Origin of the sequence: Psychrobacter sp. T6-4, assembly GCF_052258425.1 — a bacterium.
In the GTDB taxonomy this organism is placed as follows: domain Bacteria; phylum Pseudomonadota; class Gammaproteobacteria; order Pseudomonadales; family Moraxellaceae; genus Psychrobacter.
In genome coordinates this window covers 21,527-43,304 of record NZ_JBQQEZ010000010.1, presented here as the reverse complement: position 1 = coordinate 43,304, position 21,778 = coordinate 21,527, and the positions used below count along the sequence as shown (strand labels likewise).

The 21,778-nt window shown below is 45.3% G+C and carries 19 protein-coding genes; 8 read left to right on the top strand and 11 right to left on the bottom strand.

Annotated features, from left to right (window positions below):
* The first annotated feature begins 24 nt into the window (after nucleotides 1-24).
* Entirely contained in the window at nucleotides 25-765 is a 741-nt protein-coding gene (locus ACTXGE_RS08460; RefSeq protein WP_443543024.1) for a peptidase, read from the top strand.
* A gap of 73 nt (nucleotides 766-838) precedes the next feature.
* Here the strand turns inward: ACTXGE_RS08460 and ACTXGE_RS08455 are convergent, their stop codons facing one another.
* The 4 genes from ACTXGE_RS08455 to ACTXGE_RS08440 form a co-directional block, all read right to left on the bottom strand.
* On the bottom strand, nucleotides 839-1,786 hold the full coding sequence (locus ACTXGE_RS08455) for an EamA family transporter (protein ID WP_443543022.1): 948 nt from the start codon (nucleotides 1,784-1,786) through the stop codon (nucleotides 839-841).
* A gap of 99 nt (nucleotides 1,787-1,885) precedes the next feature.
* Nucleotides 1,886-3,109 (bottom strand): MFS transporter, encoded by a 1,224-nt coding sequence (locus tag ACTXGE_RS08450; protein WP_443543020.1) that lies wholly within the window; start codon nucleotides 3,107-3,109, stop codon nucleotides 1,886-1,888.
* Between the two features lie 240 nt (nucleotides 3,110-3,349).
* Nucleotides 3,350-4,984 (bottom strand): DEAD/DEAH box helicase, encoded by a 1,635-nt coding sequence (locus ACTXGE_RS08445; RefSeq protein WP_443543122.1) that lies wholly within the window; start codon nucleotides 4,982-4,984, stop codon nucleotides 3,350-3,352.
* A gap of 470 nt (nucleotides 4,985-5,454) precedes the next feature.
* Nucleotides 5,455-6,513: a DUF1176 domain-containing protein gene (locus ACTXGE_RS08440; protein ID WP_443543018.1), complete on the bottom strand. Its 1,059-nt coding sequence runs from the start codon at nucleotides 6,511-6,513 to the stop codon at nucleotides 5,455-5,457.
* Nucleotides 6,514-6,739: 226 nt separating this feature from the next.
* On the opposite strand from ACTXGE_RS08440, the gene ACTXGE_RS08435 reads away from it, so the two are divergent.
* Nucleotides 6,740-7,396 carry an IS1595 family transposase gene (locus tag ACTXGE_RS08435; RefSeq protein ID WP_443543016.1) on the top strand — a complete coding sequence of 219 codons (657 nt, stop codon included), beginning with the start codon at nucleotides 6,740-6,742 and terminating at the stop codon, nucleotides 7,394-7,396.
* Nucleotides 7,397-7,534: 138 nt separating this feature from the next.
* Here the strand turns inward: ACTXGE_RS08435 and yghU are convergent, their stop codons facing one another.
* Nucleotides 7,535-8,386: a glutathione-dependent disulfide-bond oxidoreductase gene (yghU, locus tag ACTXGE_RS08430; protein ID WP_443543014.1), complete on the bottom strand. Its 852-nt coding sequence runs from the start codon at nucleotides 8,384-8,386 to the stop codon at nucleotides 7,535-7,537.
* A 189-nt stretch (nucleotides 8,387-8,575) separates the two neighbouring features.
* Between yghU and ACTXGE_RS08425 the strand changes: the two genes are divergently transcribed.
* Together ACTXGE_RS08425 and ACTXGE_RS08420 are read left to right on the top strand one after the other, a co-directional pair.
* Nucleotides 8,576-9,952: a DHA2 family efflux MFS transporter permease subunit gene (locus ACTXGE_RS08425; RefSeq protein ID WP_443543012.1), complete on the top strand. Its 1,377-nt coding sequence runs from the start codon at nucleotides 8,576-8,578 to the stop codon at nucleotides 9,950-9,952.
* A 227-nt stretch (nucleotides 9,953-10,179) separates the two neighbouring features.
* Nucleotides 10,180-10,512, top strand: coding sequence for an ArsR/SmtB family transcription factor (locus ACTXGE_RS08420; protein WP_443543010.1), 333 nt, complete (start codon nucleotides 10,180-10,182; stop codon nucleotides 10,510-10,512).
* 68 nt (nucleotides 10,513-10,580) lie between these two features.
* Here ACTXGE_RS08420 and ACTXGE_RS08415 read toward each other — a convergent pair whose 3' ends face one another.
* The 5 genes from ACTXGE_RS08415 to ACTXGE_RS08395 all read right to left on the bottom strand — a co-directional run bounded on the left by ACTXGE_RS08415 (nucleotide 10,581) and on the right by ACTXGE_RS08395 (nucleotide 15,717).
* On the bottom strand, nucleotides 10,581-11,303 hold the full coding sequence (locus ACTXGE_RS08415) for a sulfate/molybdate ABC transporter ATP-binding protein (protein WP_443543008.1): 723 nt from the start codon (nucleotides 11,301-11,303) through the stop codon (nucleotides 10,581-10,583).
* Nucleotides 11,304-11,332: 29 nt separating this feature from the next.
* The gene (gene cysW, locus ACTXGE_RS08410; protein ID WP_443543006.1) at nucleotides 11,333-12,289 is read right to left on the bottom strand and encodes a sulfate ABC transporter permease subunit CysW; all 957 of its coding nucleotides are present in this window, start codon (nucleotides 12,287-12,289) and stop codon (nucleotides 11,333-11,335) included.
* Nucleotide 12,290: 1 nt separating this feature from the next.
* Nucleotides 12,291-13,121 (bottom strand): sulfate ABC transporter permease subunit CysT, encoded by an 831-nt coding sequence (gene cysT, locus ACTXGE_RS08405; RefSeq protein ID WP_435951032.1) that lies wholly within the window; start codon nucleotides 13,119-13,121, stop codon nucleotides 12,291-12,293.
* Nucleotides 13,122-13,335: 214 nt separating this feature from the next.
* Complete coding sequence (locus tag ACTXGE_RS08400) at nucleotides 13,336-14,424, bottom strand: sulfate ABC transporter substrate-binding protein (protein ID WP_443543004.1); 1,089 nt, start codon at nucleotides 14,422-14,424, stop codon at nucleotides 13,336-13,338.
* Between the two features lie 264 nt (nucleotides 14,425-14,688).
* On the bottom strand, nucleotides 14,689-15,717 hold the full coding sequence (locus ACTXGE_RS08395; RefSeq protein WP_443543120.1) for a sulfate ABC transporter substrate-binding protein: 1,029 nt from the start codon (nucleotides 15,715-15,717) through the stop codon (nucleotides 14,689-14,691).
* Between the two features lie 310 nt (nucleotides 15,718-16,027).
* On the opposite strand from ACTXGE_RS08395, the gene ACTXGE_RS08390 reads away from it, so the two are divergent.
* Complete coding sequence (locus ACTXGE_RS08390; protein WP_443543003.1) at nucleotides 16,028-16,558, top strand: hypothetical protein; 531 nt, start codon at nucleotides 16,028-16,030, stop codon at nucleotides 16,556-16,558.
* 156 nt (nucleotides 16,559-16,714) lie between these two features.
* Nucleotides 16,715-17,836 (top strand): Fic family protein, encoded by a 1,122-nt coding sequence (locus tag ACTXGE_RS08385; RefSeq protein ID WP_443543002.1) that lies wholly within the window; start codon nucleotides 16,715-16,717, stop codon nucleotides 17,834-17,836.
* 78 nt (nucleotides 17,837-17,914) lie between these two features.
* Here ACTXGE_RS08385 and sat read toward each other — a convergent pair whose 3' ends face one another.
* On the bottom strand, nucleotides 17,915-19,183 hold the full coding sequence (gene sat, locus ACTXGE_RS08380) for a sulfate adenylyltransferase (protein ID WP_443543000.1): 1,269 nt from the start codon (nucleotides 19,181-19,183) through the stop codon (nucleotides 17,915-17,917).
* A gap of 274 nt (nucleotides 19,184-19,457) precedes the next feature.
* Between sat and ACTXGE_RS08375 the strand changes: the two genes are divergently transcribed.
* Both ACTXGE_RS08375 and ACTXGE_RS08370 read left to right on the top strand, forming a co-directional pair.
* Nucleotides 19,458-21,149 carry a nitrite/sulfite reductase gene (locus ACTXGE_RS08375; RefSeq protein ID WP_443542998.1) on the top strand — a complete coding sequence of 564 codons (1,692 nt, stop codon included), beginning with the start codon at nucleotides 19,458-19,460 and terminating at the stop codon, nucleotides 21,147-21,149.
* Nucleotides 21,142-21,744, top strand: a complete 603-nt coding sequence (locus tag ACTXGE_RS08370; RefSeq protein ID WP_443542996.1) for a DUF934 domain-containing protein — start codon at nucleotides 21,142-21,144, stop codon at nucleotides 21,742-21,744. Before ACTXGE_RS08375 ends, ACTXGE_RS08370 begins: the two co-directional genes overlap by 8 nt.
* Nucleotides 21,745-21,778: the final 34 nt, after the last annotated feature.

Below are 21,778 nucleotides of genomic sequence, written 5' to 3'. Positions count from 1 at the left end.
AATTATTAACGTAAAGGAGTATATATGACTTATTGTGCCGCCATCCGCTTAGAGGATGGCTTGTTGTTTGCCAGTGATACCCGTACCAATGCAGGCGTCGATCACATCTCAACGTTTCGCAAGCTCTATCAATATGGCGTTGAGGGCGAGCGCTTTATGGTACTACAAACAGCAGGCAGCCTTGCCACCTCGCAGGCGGTGTTTAATAAGCTACAAAACGATATCGATCAGCATAACGAGGGCAATATAAATACCGTCGCGACGTTATTTGATGCCGCGCAGATGGTTGGCGAGTGTATGCGCAGCGTTATGAATCACGCCAAAAAAGTGGCTAATGCCTCTGTCGATGGTGCGTTTACCAGCTCGTTTATGCTTGGCGGTCAAATCAAAGGCCAACCGAGCGAGCTGTACATGATATACCCACAAGGCAACTGTATCAGAGCGACTGAGGATACACCGTTTTTTCAATTGGGTGAGAGCAAATATGGCAAGCCTATTTTGGATCGCTCAGTTAAATTTGATACCGATATCAATCACGCAACCCAAGCCTTGATGCTCTCGTTTGACTCAACCATACACTCCAACCTCTCTGTCGGCATGCCGATCGATTTTGTCGTTTATCAAAACGATAGCCTTACCATGCCTAAAGGTCGCCGTATTGAGGCCGATGATGAACACTTTAACAAAATCAGCCGCGACTGGTCAGAGGCGCTACGCAATACGTTGATGGAGCTACCCGCCTGCCCTGAGGATTATTGGGATTAGGCGAGATCAGGGCTTTAGCGCTTAACATCTAGGGTGTACCCCGCGCATCAATCTCTTACTATTGATGCGCATCTCAAGAACCAACCTCAATACTTTTTTTACCAAACCTCAGCTTCACATTCGCCAGTATTAGTCCTGATAAAATAAGCACCATCGCCAGCATCTTCCACCAGGTTAGCGCCTCCCCTGTCAGTAGCACTGAGGTCGCCATACCAGATATTGGCACCAGCAGAGCAAATGGCATAACCTTTGAGGCGGTGTTTTGCGCCAGCAGATGCGCCCACAGTCCAAAGCCTATTAGCGTCGAGATATAGACGATAAACCCAAGCGATAGCCAAGACTTCATTGATGCCTGCGTGAATGTTACTAGCTGCCAAGCATCAGGCTCAAGTATCAAAGATGATAGCGTCAATATCACGCAAGCGATTAACCCGCCCCATACCACCAGAGCTAACGCTGATAATGCTGCTGATCTATTCGAGGTCTTGCTATTATTCATTGAGATAGCAGATGTCGTTGTGATCTGCTGCTTTGAGGCCTGTTTTGAAGCAATGTTGCCAAAGCTCCAACCTATCGCGGCAATCAAAATACAGATAAAGCCCGCCAGCGGCATATCACCGCCGAGGTTCAATGCAATCACCCCAAGTCCAAGTACACCGATCACCATCCCTACTATTTGCTTACCACTTACCGCCTCACCCAATAATAAAAAAGCCAGCAATACGGTGATAAAAATCTGCATTTGTAATAGTAGCGCTGTAAGTCCTGCCGATGCGCCTAGATGCATAGCGGTAAAGACAAAGGCGTACTGCAACACAAAGGTACCAATCGCATAAATAAATAAGGTGCGATTAAATTTGGGCGGCTTAAGAAACAGCACTAAGGGCACGGCAGTAAAGAAAAAACGCATGGCGGTGAGCATGAGTGGCGGAAAGCTCTCAAGTGACCATGCAATAAAGGTGAAGTTTACGCCCCAAATAAAGGCAACTAGGACAGCTAAAGCAATATGAATTGGGGTCATGTTAGTGTCCGATAGGTATTGTTTTTATAAAGTTTAAAATTTTATAAAGCCTAGAGTTTTACAAAGCTTAGAGCAAGGTCATCCACCCAGTGGTTTACTCTATCTATAGCTTTTGTTTTTGAAAAATAACACAAACAGGATAAAAAAAGCAGAGATAGCAATCGAAAAAACAAAGAATATGACATTGGTATTGATCCAACCAAAGTAGCTCAATATAGGCGCAGGCAAAAAAGCACCTAAGGTAGCAAACAGCGCAATGATAGTCTCATTAATCCCCTGAAATTTTAGTCTTTGCGGCCCTTGAATATTGCTTAGCAACGTAGAGCCTCCTGAATACGTAAAATTCCAACCTACGCCCAAAACGATCAAAGCAATATTAATATAAATAGTATCAGCAAAAAGTACAGGCAATAAGCAAGAGAGCGATATGAGTAAGAAGCCAAGTATAATGGTATTGACGCTATTAATAATATGAATCAATTTGGCGACAAAAAACGAAGGTAAAAACATCGCCAGCACATGCATCTGGATAGCGTAGGAGGCATAGTCAAAAGAATGACTTTGCTTTAAAAATAGTGACGACGCTATCATCATCAGATTCATGATGTAGTAGCCCAGCGCCCCGCCCAATATAGCGATGATAAGGGTATATTTTTTGACCGTCAGCGCATTCGAGACCGCTTTTGCATTTTGCGTACTACTCACATGCTGGGTGTTTGACTTGTGGTGATGGCTGTTTGATTGATTCCAATGATAAAGGATTACAGATAGCACAAGCGCTAAAACTGACAAGGATAAGTAGATCAAAGCGTAATCTGGTAAGTCCGATAGTTTGGCTAAATTTATCGCCAGTAGTGGCGCGATGATAGCGGCAAACACGCCGCCTGAGATGACCATTGAGGTCGCTTTAGCAATAAGCTCACCACTTAGGATATCTGTCGCGGCAAATCTATAAAAATTAGCCGTTGAAATAAACAGTCCTAATAAAAAATGGCTCAAGCACAAATACAAAAAGTTCTCATAAATTAATGATAAAAACCCAATAACGCCTGACAAGAATAAAAATAAAATACCCATCTTAAAAATACGATAACGACCAAACCTCTCCATCAGCTTTGAGAACATAACCGTGCTCAGTAAAATCGCCAAAAACTGCAATCCATAGGGGATGGTGGCGTAACTGACTTTTGGCGCTAATGTCAGTCCGACCAGCGCCGCCACCGTCACTGACAACACCGCTGTGGTCAAATTAATACTTTGAGCTACTAATAAAAAATAAACCTGCTTAGGTAGCTTATTGTGTTTTTGTATATCACTTTGCATATCTAGGCTCTTTTAGAGGATCAGTCAGATTGTAAAGGGTAAGTGAGATTAGACTTTGATCTGTCAGACTGACTTTACAACCAAAGCATACTACACCCAAACACAAAAAAAGCCAGAGACTAGCTTTCGCTAAATCTCTGGCTTTGGCTTGTACCTCTAACTAAATGAATCGCTTCATCTAGTTATTAGGTTTAGTTACTTAAGTGTAGCTGCTTAAGCTTAGTTACTTAAGCTTAGCTACTACGAGTTGCCACCACGGTTGCCGCTGTTTGAGCGACCGCCTGAGCGATTGGCTGGACGACCTTGGCTGCCACTTGGACGACCACGGCCTGTTGCCGCGCGATCACCGCGCGGTACGCCAGTACCATCACTGCGACCAGGGCCAGTACGTTTACCTTGATACGGCTTGCCACCAGAGCGCTCATTTGGCTTACCTGATGAGTCGCGCGGCTTACCTTGATAACCGCTGTCATTGCTGGCGCGCTGAGAAGTAGCAGCGCCACTTGACTTGCCTGCGTAACCGCCGCCATTGCCTGAGCGACCACGGCCGCTACCACCGCCGTTTGAGCGACCACGTCCACGTCCGCGACCTTTAGGCTTGTTCTCACTAGGTACGTACGTCTTTTTGGGCTCCATACCAGCGATGACGCAGACTTCCATTTTGCGATCAAGATAGCGGTTGATAGCATTAAGCTGCGGGCGATCATCCATGCTACATAAGCTGATAGCAACACCAGTACGACCCGCACGGCCACAGCGGCCAATACGATGCACGTAATCTTCGGTTTGACGCGGAAGATCATAGTTGATGACGTGTGATAATGCTGGCACGTCAAGACCACGAGCGGCGACGTCTGTTGCGACTAGGATTTTGCACTTGCCGTTACGCAGGTCTTGCACGATACGGTTACGCTTGCTTTGAGGTAGATCACCATGCAAGAAGCTGGCTTTATGGCCTTGCTCTTGTAGAGACTTGGCTAGTTTTTCAGTGCTGCGCTTAGTGGCGGCAAATATGATGATTTGCTCCATCTCAGGCTGGCAGACGAGCGTGTCGAGGATCTTGTTTTTGTGATTGAAGTCATCACAGTAATAAACTGTCTCATCGATGTGAGCCGATTCAACTTTGATAGAGACGCGCTCAGGATTTTTGGTAAAGCTTGCTGCGATTTTGCCGACAGGGCCATCCCAAGTTGCCGAACACATAATGGTTTGACGATCAGTTGGCGCCGCTTTTAGGATATCGCTGATGTCATCAGCAAAACCCATATCGAGCATACGATCCGCTTCATCTAGTACTAAGACCTCTAAGCTTGATAGATCAACGCGGCCTGCATTGATATGATCAAGCAAGCGACCAGGTGTTGCTACGATAACTTGCACGCCTTTTTTGAGCGCTGTGATCTGACCATTGTACGGCGCGCCGCCAACTAAAGGCACACAAAATACGCCGCGCATGTCTTTAGAATACGTGCGTACGCTATCATGTACTTGCTGAGCAAGCTCACGAGTTGGCGTTAAGATAAGCGCTTTGGTTAATTTATCAAAGCTCGTTGAGCGGCTTAAACGATCGAGTACAGGAATGACGAACGCTGCCGTCTTACCACTACCTGTTTGTGCTGATAATAAAAGGTCACGGCCCTCTAGAGCAAAAGGAATGGCCTGTGCTTGAATAGGAGTTGGGTTAGTATAGCCACTGCGATCAAGCGCTGTTAAGATAGGCTTAGCAATGTTAAGGTCTTTAAAAGTGACTTGGTTTTCGTCAGTAGTCTCACTGTCCGCCGCGTCTGTAGTAGGCGCTTGAGTAGCAGTATTTGCAGTAGTGTTGCTATCGATGATGCCGTTTTGAGCGGCGATGGTAGATAAGATATCAGTCATGAGTTGCCTTGGTAGTATGGGCTGCTGTAAATTCAGCATGCCAGTTGCCTACCACTGATAACCGCGCATCACACAACTTAGATCATCTATCGATGATATTTGCTACTAAAAGCAGTCTAAAAAAGTTGTCTGTTGTCTGACGTATTTTGGTGGTAGCGCCGAGTGTCTTATCCTTGCCTGTTATAGACGTTTTATCAAAGCTTTAATCCAAAGCCGATAAAATCAAATAACACCCAATTTGGCGCATAGGCCAGTAGATAAGATATGAGTCAAAAATAATAGGATTATTTCAGAACACAAAATCATCGGCAACAATTACTCTTAGCCATCCTAGGCTCAAAATCGCAGGCGATGTTATCAATCTCATAATTCACGCAATATCAAATTGCGTGGCGACGTAGTATAGCACAGTAAAATATATCTGCTCATGTTTTTTTGATTTTTCAATTCACAGGCCTATCAATAATCCATTACTGACGGATAATTTTGACATCAGAGACATATGTAGGTAGCTGCCATGCGCCGCCAACTGACACCATGCGGCATAGTCCTGTGGTGCTTTCATGACTTTTGACAAAGCGCTTGCCATTCCATATCCAGTCAGTTTTGGACAGACAGTCGCCAAGGCTACGCCCTTTTTGTACCGCGCTTATCTTGCCGCTTTTGTATTCAGTAGCATTGGTCGTTACCAGCTGCGGGTTATAGGGCTTGCGATCATTGATAACCCAAGCGCCTGCGCCAGAGTTATAGACGGCGCTCCAACAGTTGTGCTGCACCAGTAGTTTGGTGCTACTCAAACGCGCCACTTGCCAAGAGGAGCTATCGGCAATATTAGGACAGTCGCTGCTATCTTTTAAAGTGGGTTTAAGCATAGAAGCAAGGTTGGATGCGCGCATAACAAACTTGGTGCTTTGATTGGTGGTTTGAGAGCTTGGAAGTACCAAATTTAAAGAGGGCGCAGCAGCGGCCGAGAGTACGCTAGTATTCGATCTAGTCGCGTCTTCTGAGCCTATCAAAGCGCTGGGCGTCCCTACTCGGCCTTGCACCGCGTCCACTTGCATCATAGCAGCGGTTGCGCCTTTATCAGAGAGCTGCCAGCGGGTGTTACGTAAGACCAGCTCAATTTTGCTAGATTTAGCGAGTGCTGTGACTAAGGCATTCACTTGCGCTGCAGTAAGATCAGCGTCTCCTGATGACAGAGGTTTAATCTTGCCCAAATCTTTATTATCTATAAACAATGAGATGCGGTGACGATTACCCAACTGCATCAAAGCTTTAGAGGAGCTTTCTTTAGCGCCGCCAAATTTGACTTTGCCCTCAACGCTGGTATCAACGCCTGCGCGTCTAACTAAGAGAATAGAAACGGGCTGCTCTGAGCTACCTTCTGCCTGATAACCTGCGAGCCGACAAGTACGCGTATTGTCACACACCGCCTGCCAGTCTTGTTGAGTAAATTCCAGTGATGTAGCGGCTAGCGTCGAAAAGCTAGATAGCATAAATGCTGTAGATATAGCGGTAATACGCCACATATTTTTGGCTATTGGTCTTTTTATTATATTTCGATAGATCTGTACCATAGTGCGATCTCTCCTCAATAACACTTGCATATTCAAGGACAATAATGAGCCATTCTAGCTGGGTAGTGTGTCAATCTATTATGATAATGTAGCATTATGTAATAATGCAATCAACGAAATATGTAACGATTATTAAAATTGGGGCTGTAGTAGATAAGCACTATTCTAGACTACTTTTATGAAGATAACCCGTTGTAAACTAAGTAAAAAAGCACAGCGAAGGCTGTTAGAGTTTTTTACGGCTGAAGTGACTGCTAGAACAGCCGCAGATTTGCTTGATATTCAGCCTAATACTGCTGCACTTTTTTATCATAAAATAAGACTTGTGATAGATTACCATCTCTCATTAGAAGCTGATGAGCTTTTTGATGGTGAGGTCGAATTAGATGAAAGTTACTTTGGCGGTGTACGCAAAGGCAAAAGAGGTCGCGGGGCAGCTGGTAAAACCGCTGTATTTGGTATTCTAAAACGAAACGGTAAGGTTTATACCATTGTCGTAGCAGACACCAAACAGACTACCCTAATGCCTGTTATTAAGCGTAAAATCAAGCCTGACAGCTTTGTTTATACGGATAGCTATCGAAGTTACAATGCATTAGATGTGAGTGAGTTTAAACATTTCAGAGTCAATCACTCTATAGAGTTCATTTGCGGTAAGAACAATCACATCAATGGCATTGAGAACTTCTGGAATCAGTCCAAACGAACACTCAGAAAGTATAATGGGATTAATAAGAAAAACTTCCATTTATTTTTAAAAGAATGTGAGTTTAGATTTAACTATGGTTCACCATCTAATCAGCTGAAAATCCTGAGAAAATGGTGTGATATTTAATCCTTATTTACTACAGCCCCTTAAAATTTATTGTCTATAGATACTAGCCTTGTTAGCTTAGCTTACCAAAAAGCCTGATAAGAATATCCTTATCAGGCCTGTTTTGTATAGTACTTTAGACAGTAAAGTATACGGTTATTAAGATTGACTAATAGGATTAAGAGGCAGTTCAACTGCACGTTTAACTGCAGGGCGTTCTGCTATCGTTTGCGCCCAGCGTTTTAGATGCTCATAGCTATCAACTTGCAAAAACTCTTTTGCTTCATACAGCTTACCGAGTACCAATTGACCATACCATGCCCAAATAATGATGTCGGCAATATTGTAATCACTCTCGCTATCACCGCACATGTATCTTTGATTCTGCAAATGCTTGTCCAGGACATCAAGCTGGCGTTTGGTCTCCATAGTAAAGCGGTTAATTGGATATTCCATCGGATATGGCGCATAGGCATAAAAATGACCAAAACCGCCGCCCAGATACGGTGCGCTACCCATCTGCCACATTACCCATGATAAGCATTCACTGCGCGCGCGTCCCTGCTGCATCGGTATAAACTGCCCAAATTTCTCTGCCAAGTACATCAAGATAGCACCCGACTCAAACACTGCAAGCGGCTCATCATTTTTATTGGCATCAATTGTGCCGCTATTATGATCCACCAAAGCAGGTATTTTAGAATTGGGATTGATCTCAACAAACCCTGAGCCGAATTGATCACCCTCTGAGATGTCTATTTTGTAGGCATCATAAGCCGCCTCTTTGATTCCAAGCTCAGCCAATTCTTCTAACAAGATATTGACCTTGATACCGTTTGGCGTGTTTAAGGAGTATAGCTGTAGCGGCGCTTGTCCTACAGGTAATACTTGTTCATGGCGCGAGCCTGATTCTGGGCGATTGATGTTGGCAAATTTACCGCCATTTTCTTGATCATTCGTCCAGACTTTGGGCGGCGTGTAAGATTTTGCTTGGTTATCAAGATGGCTCATGGGTTATCCTCTTAGATTGTTATTTGATGATGATTGTAGGTTTATGTTGCATCGCCGCCCTACTATAACGGGCATAGCAAGGCGCTATAAAGCCTTATTTAGTAATCCATACGTTTACTTTGATGCTCTTTAATTATTTGGGCGGAGTTCTTATACTAGCGCCACTTAGGTAATTTAATATAGGCGATAATGGTGAAATTGACCCCCACTCAGCAAAAGTTTTTGCCTTATGTACTGGCAGTGGCTTTGTTTATGCAGATCCTTGACGCCACTATTTTGAACACTTCATTGCCGCAAATGGCGTTAGCACTTGGTGAGTCGCCGCTTAAAATGCAATGGGCGGTTATCAGTTACGCGCTCGCTTTGGCTATATTTATCCCCGTTAGTGGTTTTTTGGCAGACAAATACGGTACGCGCCGTGTGTTCTTATCTGCCATTGTCGTCTTCTCTGTCGGCTCTTTAATGTGCGCCGCCTCGCCTACGCTTAACATCTTAATCGGGTCACGCATCATACAAGGTTTAGGCGGTGCGATGATGACGCCAGTGGCGAGGCTTATCTTAGTCAAGTCCTATCCGCGTAACCAGCTGCTTACCGTCATGAATTTTGCGGTGATACCCGCGCTTATTGCGCCTTTAGTTGGCCCTGTACTTGGCGGATATATTGTCCAGTATGCCAGCTGGCACTGGATATTTTTAATCAATATTCCTATGGGGCTACTTGGGTTCGTTATGGGGCGCAAACTGGTGCCCGCCTTGTTTGAGGACACCCAGCGTTTAGATTGGACAGGGTTTTTGTTATTTGCCGCCGCGGCCTGCGGATTTACCCTAGCGGTTGAGTTTGGCTCGCAATCAGGGCGTGCAGTGTACGGCCTACTACTTGGCGCTATCGCCTCAATACTTATTGGCGCGTATGTTTGGCACGCTAGACGTAGAGCCGCGCCCCTATTTCCGCTAGGATTATTTATTATTCGTACCTTTCGCATCGGTATCGTCGGAAATTTATTCACCCGTCTTGGCATTAGCGCAGTGCCTTTTTTATTACCGCTATTACTACAAGTCGTGTTTGAATACTCGCCGTCGCAGGCAGGTTGGCTACTTGCCCCTATCGCTATTGGCGCAATAGGTATCAAGCCTTGGGTTAGCAAAATCATCCAGCGTTTTAGTTACCGTAAAGTCTTGGTGGTCAACACCATTATGCTAGGGATACTTATCATTATCCTAGCGCAGTTCAACGACCCCTCTTACTGGATGTGGTATATTCCTGTGCTGATCTTAATGGGTGCGAGCAACTCTATGCAATTTAGTGCTATGAACACCCTGACCATAGGCGACTTACAAGGCACGCAAACCAGTAGCGGTAATAGCTTAATGGCCGTCAATCAGCAGTTAGCAATAGGGTTTGGTATTGCTTTTGGCGCTGCGGTTTTAAACCTATTACGTGAGCGTATGGAATTTGATACCTTACTGGCCTTTCAAACGACCTACTGGATACTGGGTATCTTAACGATCTTGTCAGGTTTGCACTTTTTACGACTAAAACCCAAAGATGGTCAAGGATTATACTGACAAATGTTTGCAAAAATACCTTAGATATACTATATTAATAATGCTTATGTGAGTAATTGCCATGTATAAGTATTACGCTAATATGTCGCTAACTGTATGTTTGTAAATGGATATTAGCAACCCGTAGTCCCTTTACGAAAACTGTAAAGTTTTCTATTATTATTCGATTATTTATTCATCTACTGTTATATTGTGTTTTTAAATCAAACCATAAGTTGGAAACGTCTATGTCTACTGATAGTTTTGTAATGCAACCGCTTGGACTGTTCAAAGCTTTGTCTGATCCAACTCGGTTAAATATCTTTTATATTTTGTACAAAAAAGAAGCGCGCTGCGTTGGCGAATTAGTGGATATGTTAGATCAGCCGCAGCCTACTATATCGCGTCATCTTAACCATCTTAAAAAAATTGGTCTGCTCAATGCAGTACGAGATGGTACGTGGATGTGGTACGAAGTGGCGAACGATTTGCCGCAGTGGTCTCAAGTCATTCTCGAGTCTACTCACGAGACGATGGTCAAACAAGCCGAGGGTAAAAAAGCCCTACTTGCAAACCTCTAATTTAAAAGACCTATATATTAGGTCTTTTTTACGCCTATTTACTTTTGCATCTAGACACCTTCAAACAGCTATACCAAATCCAAAAAGTCACTGACAAAGGCATTGCTGGTCTGCTCAATGAGGCTCTCAGGCGTGCCGACTTGCTCAACGCGTCCTTGATTCATCACCACAATCTCATCTGATACTGCTCGCGCCTCTTCTTGATCATGAGTGACCATAATACTGGTGATACCCAGCTCGTGATGGATATTCTTAAGCCAAGTACGCAGCTCTTTACGCACTTTGGCATCGAGTGCGCCGAATGGCTCATCTAGTAACAAGAGTTTAGGCTTGACGGCTAATGCTCGCGCAAGCGCAATACGCTGCCGCTGCCCGCCTGAGAGCTGATGCGGATAGGCATTAGCCAATTGCGGCAATTGTACCAAGTCTAACAAATCAACCACGCGCTGCTTGATTTCAGTTTTGCTAGGACGCTCGTTTTTGGGCAGTAGCGTCAACCCAAAAGCGATATTATCAGCGATGTTTTTGTGGCGAAACAGCGCATAATGCTGAAACATAAAGCCAATATGACGCTTTTGCACGGGCGTATTGGTCACATCAAGACCATCAAACAATATCTGACCTGAGTCGGCATATTCAAGCCCTGCGATGATACGTAGCAAGGTCGTTTTGCCGCAGCCTGAGGGGCCAAGTAAAGTCGTCAGCTTGCCAGTTGGCACGGTAATATTAATATTATCCAACGCGGTAAACTTACCAAAGGTTTTATTAACGTCTCTTATCTCAATGCTCATAGTGATATCTCTGTGTCATTCTTTAGGATTTATTTGACGCCGTCGGTTTTAGCTGGTTTCTCGATTGGCTGATTGTCAACCGTCGCATTGGCGCTCACTGGCAACCCAGGCGATGCCGCTAAGCGCTCAGACTTGGCAAACTTACGTGATTGCATCTTTGTCATAATCTGCTGCACCAGCAAAGTGACGAGTGCTAAAGCGGCAAGCAAACTTGACAAGGCAAAAGCGGCGGTAAAGTTATACTCGTTATAGGCAATCTCAACGAGTAGCGGCATAGTATTAGTCTCACCGCGTATGTGCCCTGATACCACGCTTACCGCACCAAACTCACCCATCGCGCGCGCATTGGTCAATATCAAACCATATAGCAGCGCCCATTTAATATTAGGCATTGTGATGTGCCAAAACGTTTGCCAACCGCTGGCACCTAGGGTCAATGCCGCTTGTTCTTCAGAGTCGCCTTGGGTTTGCATCAAAGGGATAAGCTCACGGGCGACAAAGGGAAAGGTCACAAAAAGCGTTGCAAGCACAATCCCTGGTACCGCAAATATTACCTGAAACCCTAGGCTCTCAAGCCAGCCGCCAACAGGGGAATTTAGACCAAACAGCAGGATAAACATCAGACCTGCAACCACAGGTGATACCGAAAATGGTAAATCAAGTAAGGTCGTCACCAATTGCTTACCCCGAAATTGATAGCGGGTTACCAGCCAAGCAATAGCAATACCCATCACCATATTGATCGGTAAAACGATAGCGGCAGTGAGCAAAGTCAGCTTAATCGCTTGTAGCGCCTCATCCTCAACTAGGGAAGCAATATATAAATCCCAACCATTTTTTAGCGCTTCATAAAACACGGCAAGTAGTGGGATGACTAACATGATAATCATAAATAAGACGGCGATACCGATAAATACTCGTCTGACCCATGGTTTATCTTTGGTCGCAGGATTGCTTTGGTAGTCGTAGCTATTGGCGATTTGCATATTAGCGAGCTCCTACGCGGCGCGACAGTTTCCACTGCACGATATTGATACTGAGCAAAATAACAAACGAGATCATCAGCATAAATAGCGCCACAGCCGACGCCCCTTGAATATCAAATTGCTCAAGTTTACTGATGATGATGATAGGCAAGATCTCAGACTGCATGGGAATGTTGCCCGCGATAAAAATTACTGAACCATACTCACCAGTTGCCCGCGCAAACATCATGCCAGCGCCCATAAACAGCGCAGGTAATAGCTCAGGCAGAATCACTTTGCGAAACGTCGTCAAACGAGTTGCACCTAGTACCGCAGATGCCTCTTCAAATTCAACCGATAGCTCAGCGAGTACAGGCTGTACGGCGCGCACGATAAAGGGAAAGCTGACCACTACTAAAGCGAGCCAAATACCGATCGGCGTAAACGCCACTTGAATACCAATCTTGGCAAACCATTGTCCGATTAGGCCATTAGGCGCATAGAGCGTGGCAAGCGAGATGCCCGTTACCGCTGTCGGTAGTGCAAAAGGCAAGTCAACTAAGGCGTTAATCAAGGACTTGCCCCAAAACTCATAGCGCACCAGCACCCAAGCGACAAGGGTACCAAACACCATATTAGTCAGCATCGCCAAAAACGACATCCAAAGGCTCAGCTTAATTGCGGCGGTGACCTGCGGCTGGGATATGGTCTCCCAAAACCCGCTCCAGCCCATCTGGGTGGTGGTATAAGCCATCATCGCAAACGGCAATACCACAAGCAGGGATAAACTAAAGACTGTGATACCCATGCTAAGACCAAAGCCTGGTAGCACGTTGCGCTGACGCAAACGCATGAGCCAGCCTTTATTAGGAGGAGCAAGCGTATTGGCTAAAGGAGTCTTTGCGCTCATAAGGGTAGTCCTGTTTGTTCTTATTTTTTATGACTTTACAATTGAAATGCCTTATACCATAAAGGACATAGCAGTGATCGCTATGTCCCCATGTCTGCATATTTATAAGTCTCAATATCCATAAGCTACAGTCGCTTATAGTGAATAAAGCGCTTAATTACTGCGGAGCATTGACGGCGAGCTGATCAAAGACGCCGTTATCGCTAAAGAACGTACCCATAATCTCATCCCATGAACCAAAGGCATCGTTCGGGCGGAAGGTTTCAACAGGTGGTAATTTATCGCCGTTTTTATCAAGGACGCTCTTAACGCTAGGACGCAGGTATAGATCAGCAGCTAACTGCTGAGCCGGCTCGCTCCATAGGTAATCCAGATAAGCTTTGGCCGCATCTGTCGTCCCTTTTTTGTCTGTAACCGTGCTTACGATGGCAACGGGGCTCTCTGACTTAATAGAGTACTTAGGATAGACGATATCAACTTGACCTTGACCGAACTGCGTGGCGGCTAGATTGGCTTCGTTCTCAAAGGTCACGAGCACATCACCGATACCGCGCTGCACAAAGGTTGTGGTCGCCGCACGTCCACCATTCTCATAAACCTTGACGTTTTTGAGCATGTCGCGGACGTAATTTTTGGCGTTGTCTTCATTATTATCAAAAGCATGCAGACCGTAGCCATAAGCGCCCAAGAAGGCATAACGACCGTTGCCTGTGACCTTTGGATTGGCCATGACAATCTCAACACCTTCTTTGGTGAGATCTTCCCAATCATTGATGTTTTTTGGATTGTCTTTACGCACCAAAAATACGATCGTGCTGGTAAAGGGTACGGCGTTATCAGGGAACTGAGCTTCCCAATCATCAGCGACCAAGCCCTCTTTTTGTAGTAGCTCGATATCTGAGCCTTGGTTCATCGTCGCCACATCCGCTTGCAAGCCATTTGCCACAGATAACGCCTGTTTGCTTGAGCCGCCATGAGACTGTTTGATATTCACAGTCGCATTTGGATTCTCAGATTTGTAGTGCTCAACGAACATAGGGTTATAATCTTTATAAAAATCACGCGCCACATCGTATGAGACGTTGAGCAGCTCAATATTTTGATTCTCAGCGGCAGGCGTACCATCAGCATTTGTGGTGGTCTCGGTAGTATCATTGTTGCTACAGCCTGCTAAGCCAAGCGTGACCGCAAGACCTGCAATACTTAGTGTACTAATGGTTTTGTTTTTATAAACTTGATAAGTCATAGGAGTCTCAAAATAGGTCATGTGAGTTAAGGGATGCCAGTATGCTAACAGCGCCAGCTTATTATCTTTAATGATGAATATGCGTATGTTTCTGCCAAAATGGAATAATAACGCGAAACACAAACCTTAAAATAGCCAATGGACTCGCCTTTTATTCTACAAAATCCATCGCTATCAGAGACTTGTATGGTTGCAATGTTGTGCCTTTGCCTTTTAATAAACCGTACTTTTACTAGGCACAAAACCGCATGTCATCTAACGACTCTACGAAGTGCTCTTTTGTACCAGCTTATCAAAACGTCCACCATCAACAAAAAATTCATCCATAATTTGTGTCCACGATCCAAAGACAGCTACTGGCTCAAAAGTCTCAATCTCAGGTAGCGTCTGTCTATGTGCGGCAAGTATGTTTTCATCGCTTGGGCGTAGATACGTTTTTGCTATAAGCGTTTGCGCAGGTGCATCCCACAGCCCTTTTAGATAAGTATTAGCCGCCTCGGTACTACCGTGTTTGTCGCTCACAGCTTTGACGACAGCGACAGGGTTATGGATCTTAATAGAATAGCTTGGGTACACGATATCCACTTGACCTTTAGCGTGCTGCTTTGCGACTAGGTGCGCTTCGTTTTCGGTGGTGATGAGCACGTCCCCTAGCCCGCGCTGAGTGAAGCTGGTGGTTGCCGCACGGGCACCATTGTCAAAAGTGACGACGTTGGCAAGTAGTTTGCTCATATAAGTATCTGTTTGAGCCGCGCTTTGGGCACTTTCACTAAACTTGTGAAGACCGTAGCCGTAGGCACCCAAAAATGCGTAACGCGCGGTACCACTGGTCTTAGGATTTGGCATGAGTACCTCGATATCTGTACGTGCCAAATCCTGCCAGTCCTGAATATTTTTTGGATTGCCTTGGCGCACTAGCAGTACGATAGTGCTGGTATAAGGAACGGCATCGTTTGGAAAAGCCTGCTTCCAATCGGTTGCAACCAGTCCCTTTTCGACAAGAAGATTCATATCACTTTCTTGGTTTAAAGTGACGATGTCTGCTTGCAAGCCATTAGCTACTGATAACGCCTGCTTACTAGAGCCACCATGCGATTGATCAATCTGAACATCACTATCTGGATACTGCGCCTGATAGTCCGCTTTAAACAGTGGATTATATTCTTTATAAAAGTCGCGTGATACATCATAGGAGACGTTGAGTAGCTTAATATCGTGCAAAGCTGTGTCTATATCCGCTTGCGTAGCAGGCGCTTGCGTGCAGCCTGCTAACACTAAAACAGCACCCGTCATCAGTAATGCGCTTGATTGAACATAAAAGCTTTGCTGGCGGTTATTAGGTCGCGATCGCTTAGGGGTAACTATTTTTTTGGTCATAGTAGTTCTCTGTTAGGTGAATGACTCATTTTTATAACTAGCGCAAGCTTAGGTGATAAACAACAGACTCTCGCAGTAATGAGCGCTATGCTAGCAGCTGATTTATCTATTGCTTAGTGACAAATTCGCTTATCACCTATTCAAGTTGGCATAAGTGAATTTATTGGGTATTCTACGAGCTGCCTGCAAAAGCGTATTTTTTTAACTTCAATAAATGAGCGACTATATGACCACTCCACTTCTGCCCTACGCTGCTGCCGCGGTGCTGCTTGCTGTTATCACTGTTAGCGGCTGTAGCACGTCTCCTACTCATGTCACGCACACGACATTATCAACGCACACTTTAGGTCAATCAGTCGATGTCCAATATAAGCCCTCATCTGCCGCAAAAAGAGTCATTGGCAGCTATGTCTCTGAGGGTTATAACAAGCGAGCGCAGGGTTACGACTGGGTGGCTATCAAAATTAGTCACGATAGTGACGTTAAAGATAGTATTAAGATAAAAGTGCATAGCCGTAGCGATATCAAAAAGCCAACTTGTCAGTTCAATGGTACGGCAACTTTATTAGGTCAAGATCAAGCGCACGGCATTATTTTTAAGACACATATAAATGACAGTAGCGTTTTTTTTCAATTTAAAGACGATACACTCGCTATTGATAGCCAAGATAAATATGCGCTGAGTCGCTTCTGCTCAGGCGGCGGCTCTATGGCTGGCGAGTATCAAAAACTTGCAAGAGATTTAGATCTGAATTAAAGCATCGACGTCTAGAGAAAGGTTAACTTTAAAAATTAGCATAAGCTTAGTACTCAAAATGCATTGAATAAGCCTCTTAATCTCTGCATAATATGCGGAGATTAGGTTATTAATGACCGCACAGCTTTTTGATTGCCTCATGGCTTAGGAATAACAATGAAGCAGGCGATTTATATTCATGAAAGATCAGACTGGACACAGTGGTGCTGGTCAGATAAGCAATTACTACCTCTAGTGAGTCGTGTGCGGATATTACAAGGACATCTGCTTGGTAAGTTAGTCACCTTGGGTTTTGATTTGAAAGTTGAAGCACAATTAGATGCGGTTACTCTTGAAGTCGTTAAAACATCTGAGATTGAAGGTGAGACATTAAATAATGAGCAAGTACGCTCCTCGGTCGCACGGCATTTAGGTATAGAGACTACCGACATGCCTGCTGCCACGCGTGAAATCGATGCGATCGTTGAGATGATGCTTGTAGCCACTTATGGTTATCAAGAGCCACTGGCGTTGAATGACTTGCTGGGATGGCACAATGCCCTGTTCCCAACAGGATATAGTGGACTGTATAGCATCAAAGCAGGAGCAATTCGTGATGATAGCAAAGGAGCTATGCAAGTGGTGTCTGGTGGTTACGGGCGTGAGCAAGTCCATTTTGTGGCGCCAAGTGCAGATAGGTTGCCCATAGAGTTAGAGCGCTTCTTAGTTTGGTTTAATACATCCGCAGATGAGCAAGATAATTTGGATCTAGTCATCAAAGCTGGTATCGCTCATTTATGGTTTGTGACCCTGCATCCTTTTGATGATGGTAATGGCCGCTTGACGCGTGCAATCACCGAAAGAACGCTAGCTCAAAGTGATGGTAGTCTGCAACGTTTTTACAGTATGTCAGCTCAAATACTTAAACAGCGCAATACATACTACAAAATACTAGAGCGTACGCAAAAAGGGGGTTCAGATATTACGCAGTGGTTAGTTTGGTTTTTACAAACGCTAGAGCAAGCGCTATTAGCCGCACAGAAAACAACAGATAAAATCATCAGAAAAGCCAGCTTTTGGCAGACTCACCGTCAGCAATCATTGAACCCAAGACAAGTAAAAATGCTCAACATATTATTGACTGACTTTTATGGCAAGCTTACGACTAAAAAGTGGGCCTTGATGACAAAGTGTTCAGCGGATACCGCGTTAAGAGATATTAATGATTTAATAGAAAAAGACATACTAAAAAAGTCCATCGCTTCAGGACGTAGTACACATTATGAAGTGGTGCTGTAAATATAGAATAGATAAAAAAGTAAAATCCCCAGTCGCTAAACTGGGGATTGTGCATTCATTAGCTATAATTCGTTCGAACTACACCGCCGATGCGCCAGTGAGCTTGACCTCAGCGCGTTCTTCCTTAGCAATACCGGCATAGTATTCACGCAAGATCTCAAGCACCTCAGGACGGCTAAAGTTCTCTGGCACCTCCTCATCCTCTGATAGCGCTTTACGCAGTTTGGTACCTGATACTTTGACATGATCGGCAGCGTCATGCGGGCAAGTTTTGTCAGAGGCCATAGCATTACAAGCATTACACCAAAACGTCCAGCCAATCTTTAGAGGCTGCGTAATAAGGTCATCCTTTTCAACTTTATCAAAAATCGTCTGCGCATCAAACGCACCGTAGTAATCACCGACGCCTGCGTGATCCCGACCAACGATGAGGTGGCTACAGCCGTAATTTTGGCGGAATACGGCGTGTAATAATGCTTCACGAGGGCCTGCGTAACGCATGTCTAGTGGATAGCCTGCTTGTATCACCGTGTCAGATCTAAAGTAGTTATCAATCAAGGTTTTAATCGCTTCTTGGCGTACATCGGCTGGGATATCACCAGGCTTTAGCGCCCCTAATAAGGAGTGAATGAGCACCCCATCGCATATTTCAATAGCAATCTTCGCCAGGTACTCATGCGAGCGGTGCATTGGATTGCGCGTTTGAAAGGCGGCAACCGTTCTCCAGCCTTTATCGTTCAAAATTGCGCGAGTCTCGCTTGGGGTTTTGTAAATCTCAGGATACAGCGCTGGGAACTCCCCTTCACTAAGCACCTCGACGCGGCCTGCGACGTTGACCTCCCCTTGATTGAGGACTTGCTGCACGCCTGGATGCTCAGGATCAGTGGTGGTAAACACTTGCTGGCATTCATGATCTTTATCGATAGTATAAGTTTCCTCTACCGTGAGGATACCCATCACTTCGCCATCATCTGCGACCAAAGCGACTTTATTCCCTTGATTTAGACTATCGGTCATGACTTTTGGCGCGGATAACGTAATAGGTATAGGCCAAAACAGACCTGCATTATCACCCGATTTTAGGCGCATCTCATCGACCACCCCTTGCCAGTCCGCTTGGTTCATAAAACCCTCTAGCGGGGTAAAACCGCCGATACCTAGCATAATCAAATCACCGCGCGCGCGTGAGCTGAGCGTAATGGTCGGCAAGCTGCTGGCAAGTTTAAGCGCATCAGCGTGCGCTTGTCCTTTTAATAGCAAAGGCTTTAGAGTGTCACTGCCATGTGGCGGGACTAGCTTGGATTGTGATTGATTATCTGATGTTGACTGCGCAGGAATAGACGTCATAGTGTTTTATAACCTTAGGTTGTGAGCAATAAATGGATGACGCCTAGGCTAACCAATTTTGATTATGAAAATTTATGCTGACTTTGGATATGGATATGACTTAAAGGAATTACTGTTTTAATGCATAAGCTTATATGATGTGACCCTGTATTGCTTTACGCCTGTTTGTACTGGGCACCGAGCACTGAGCATTGGTTACGAGCACCGCAAAAGTGCTGCCCAAGGTATAGGCGCTATTCTACGGCGCAAGAATAAAATAAAATGAGATGACATCATGTATCAATACAATTACGCTGATCAAACGCTAGTGGAAGAACGGGTCGCCCAGTTTCGCGATCAGACCGAGCGCTTTTTAGCAGGCGAGCTACCAGAGGAGCAATTTTTGCCCCTGCGTTTGCAAAATGGCCTCTACATTCAGCGATATGCCCCTATGCTGCGTATCGCTATTCCTTACGGACTACTCGCCAGCTATCAGCTGCGCAAGTTGGCTGAGATTACCCGCAAATATGACAAAGGCTACGGACACTTCACCACGCGTACCAATATTCAGCTTAACTGGCCCAAGTTAGAGGACGTCCCTGATATCTTGGCAGAGCTGGCATCAGTGCAAATGCACGCCATTCAAACCTCGGGCAACTGTATTCGTAATACCACAACCGACCCCTACGCTGGCATTCACCAATCAGAGATCGCAGACCCGCGCCCTTATTGTGAGATTATCCGTCAGTGGTCGACCTTTCATCCTGAATTTGCTTTTTTGCCGCGTAAATTTAAGATTGCCGTCATCGGTACGGATGAAGATCGCGCCGCCACCCAAGTGCATGATGTCGGTCTGCATCTAAAGAAAAACGATGCAGGCGAGCTTGGTTTTGAAGTGCTCGTTGGCGGCGGCCTTGGTCGTATTCCAGTACTGGGTAAAGTTATCAATGAGTTCTTACCCCGTGAGCATTTGCTTAGCTACTTAGATGCTATTTTGCGCGTCTATAATTTGCACGGTCGCCGTGACAAGGGCAGCAAATACAAATCACGCATCAAGATCTTGGTCGATACTTTGGGCGGGCGCGAGTTTGCCAAACTCGTCGATGCCGAGTGGGAGGCGAACACCAAAGATGGCGAGCTGACGTTAACGGAGGAGAACTTTGCCACTGCCATTAGCTTCTTTAGTGAGCCTGATTATAAAGCGTTTGACGCGTTGCAAGTGCAAGCTAACTTGCAAGCGCAATTGACGGATAATAAAGACTTTGCCAATTGGTACAACCAAAACACGGTCGCGCATAAAGTTGCTGGTTACCGCGCGGTGGTCATCTCCTTAAAGGCAGGTCTCGTTGACGGCAAATACGTCCCATCAGGCGATGTAACTGATACGCAAATGGACGCTCTCGCTGATTTATCCGATACCTATAGCTTTGGTGAGCTACGCGGCACCTATCAGCAAAATCTTGTGTTTGCCGATGTCGAAGTCAACAAACTGTATGAGCTGTGGCAACAACTGGTAGAGCTACATTTAGCACGCGCTAACATTAATACCTTAACTGACATGATTGTCTGCCCGGGCTGGGATTATTGCTCGCTTGCCAATGCCACCACCCATAATATTGCTGAACAAATTGAGAATCAATTTAGCGATTTGGACTATCTCTACGATTTAGGTGATATTCGCCTCAATATGTCAGGCTGTATCAATGCCTGCGCGCATCATCATACTGGTGATATTGGTATCCTTGGCGTCGACAAAAAAGGCGAGAACTGGTATCAGATCAGCCTTGGCGGTAACTCTAGCAACGATGCCAAACTTGGCAAAATACTGGGCCGCTCAGTGCCTACCGAAGCGGTGGCGGATACCATTCAACAGATCGTTGATGTCTATGTTGAGCTGCGCGCGACCACAGATAATGACGTTGAGAGCTTTGGCGAATTGGTTGAGCGCGTCGGTATTGATCCCTTTAAGGAAAAGGTTTATGGCTAATCATCATATATTAGATAGTAAAGGCGTTGATGTGAGTATTGATGATACGTGGCAGGCGCTTGCGACAGACAACTTGCCAGATAGCATTGGTTTAAGTGAGATAACTTTACTTGAGCTGCTCCATAGACAAGAAAAACCTGAGGTCATAGTACCACTCACTGATTTACTAAGCGACAAAGGCCTACTTGCAAGCGGCCTTGTCAAAGAAGTCTATACGCTTATCGAGCAGCATTCGAGCCGTTTAGGGGTGTGGATCACCGCTGATACCGACGCTGATGTATTGAGTGCAGTCAGTGAGCTGTTATTGCAGCAGTCACTCATCGTCATCCACGTGCCCAAATTTGCTGATGGACGCAGCTTTAGCTTTGTACAAACCTTGCGTCAACTTGGCTACAAAGATGAGATACGCGTTGCTGGCGAGTTTGGCCGTGACCAAATTGCTTATCTGTTGCGCGTTGGCGTCGATAGCTTTGTACTGAGTGAACACGACGTCCATCCAGACTCTACTTTTAATATCGAGCAGGCCTTTACGGCGCTTGCTAGTAGTTATGATGGTCGCCGCGCCACAGATTTGCCTATGTTTGCAGGTGCTTAACCTTAGTATTAATTTTTATTCATCGTTTTTAAAT

Bases quoted from the DNA above. Each gene is read 5' to 3' on its own strand.
- ACTXGE_RS08375 (WP_443542998.1), top strand. From the start codon at position 19,458: ATGTATCAATACAATTACGCTGATCAAACGCTAGTGGAAGAACGGGTC.
- sat (WP_443543000.1), bottom strand. From the start codon at position 19,183: ATGACGTCTATTCCTGCGCAGTCAACATCAGATAATCAATCACAATCC.
- ACTXGE_RS08420 (WP_443543010.1), top strand. From the start codon at position 10,180: ATGTCTACTGATAGTTTTGTAATGCAACCGCTTGGACTGTTCAAAGCT.
- yghU (WP_443543014.1), bottom strand. From the start codon at position 8,386: ATGAGCCATCTTGATAACCAAGCAAAATCTTACACGCCGCCCAAAGTC.
- ACTXGE_RS08370 (WP_443542996.1), top strand. From the start codon at position 21,142: ATGGCTAATCATCATATATTAGATAGTAAAGGCGTTGATGTGAGTATT.
- ACTXGE_RS08385 (WP_443543002.1), top strand. From the start codon at position 16,715: ATGAAGCAGGCGATTTATATTCATGAAAGATCAGACTGGACACAGTGG.
- ACTXGE_RS08440 (WP_443543018.1), bottom strand. From the start codon at position 6,513: ATGTGGCGTATTACCGCTATATCTACAGCATTTATGCTATCTAGCTTT.
- ACTXGE_RS08445 (WP_443543122.1), bottom strand. From the start codon at position 4,984: ATGACTGATATCTTATCTACCATCGCCGCTCAAAACGGCATCATCGAT.
- ACTXGE_RS08425 (WP_443543012.1), top strand. From the start codon at position 8,576: ATGGTGAAATTGACCCCCACTCAGCAAAAGTTTTTGCCTTATGTACTG.
- cysW (WP_443543006.1), bottom strand. From the start codon at position 12,289: ATGCAAATCGCCAATAGCTACGACTACCAAAGCAATCCTGCGACCAAA.
- ACTXGE_RS08395 (WP_443543120.1), bottom strand. From the start codon at position 15,717: ATGACGGGTGCTGTTTTAGTGTTAGCAGGCTGCACGCAAGCGCCTGCT.
- ACTXGE_RS08455 (WP_443543022.1), bottom strand. From the start codon at position 1,786: ATGACCCCAATTCATATTGCTTTAGCTGTCCTAGTTGCCTTTATTTGG.
- cysT (WP_435951032.1), bottom strand. From the start codon at position 13,121: ATGCGTTTGCGTCAGCGCAACGTGCTACCAGGCTTTGGTCTTAGCATG.
- ACTXGE_RS08400 (WP_443543004.1), bottom strand. From the start codon at position 14,424: ATGACTTATCAAGTTTATAAAAACAAAACCATTAGTACACTAAGTATT.
- ACTXGE_RS08450 (WP_443543020.1), bottom strand. From the start codon at position 3,109: ATGCAAAGTGATATACAAAAACACAATAAGCTACCTAAGCAGGTTTAT.
- ACTXGE_RS08435 (WP_443543016.1), top strand. From the start codon at position 6,740: ATGAAGATAACCCGTTGTAAACTAAGTAAAAAAGCACAGCGAAGGCTG.
- ACTXGE_RS08415 (WP_443543008.1), bottom strand. From the start codon at position 11,303: ATGAGCATTGAGATAAGAGACGTTAATAAAACCTTTGGTAAGTTTACC.
- ACTXGE_RS08390 (WP_443543003.1), top strand. From the start codon at position 16,028: ATGACCACTCCACTTCTGCCCTACGCTGCTGCCGCGGTGCTGCTTGCT.
- ACTXGE_RS08460 (WP_443543024.1), top strand. From the start codon at position 25: ATGACTTATTGTGCCGCCATCCGCTTAGAGGATGGCTTGTTGTTTGCC.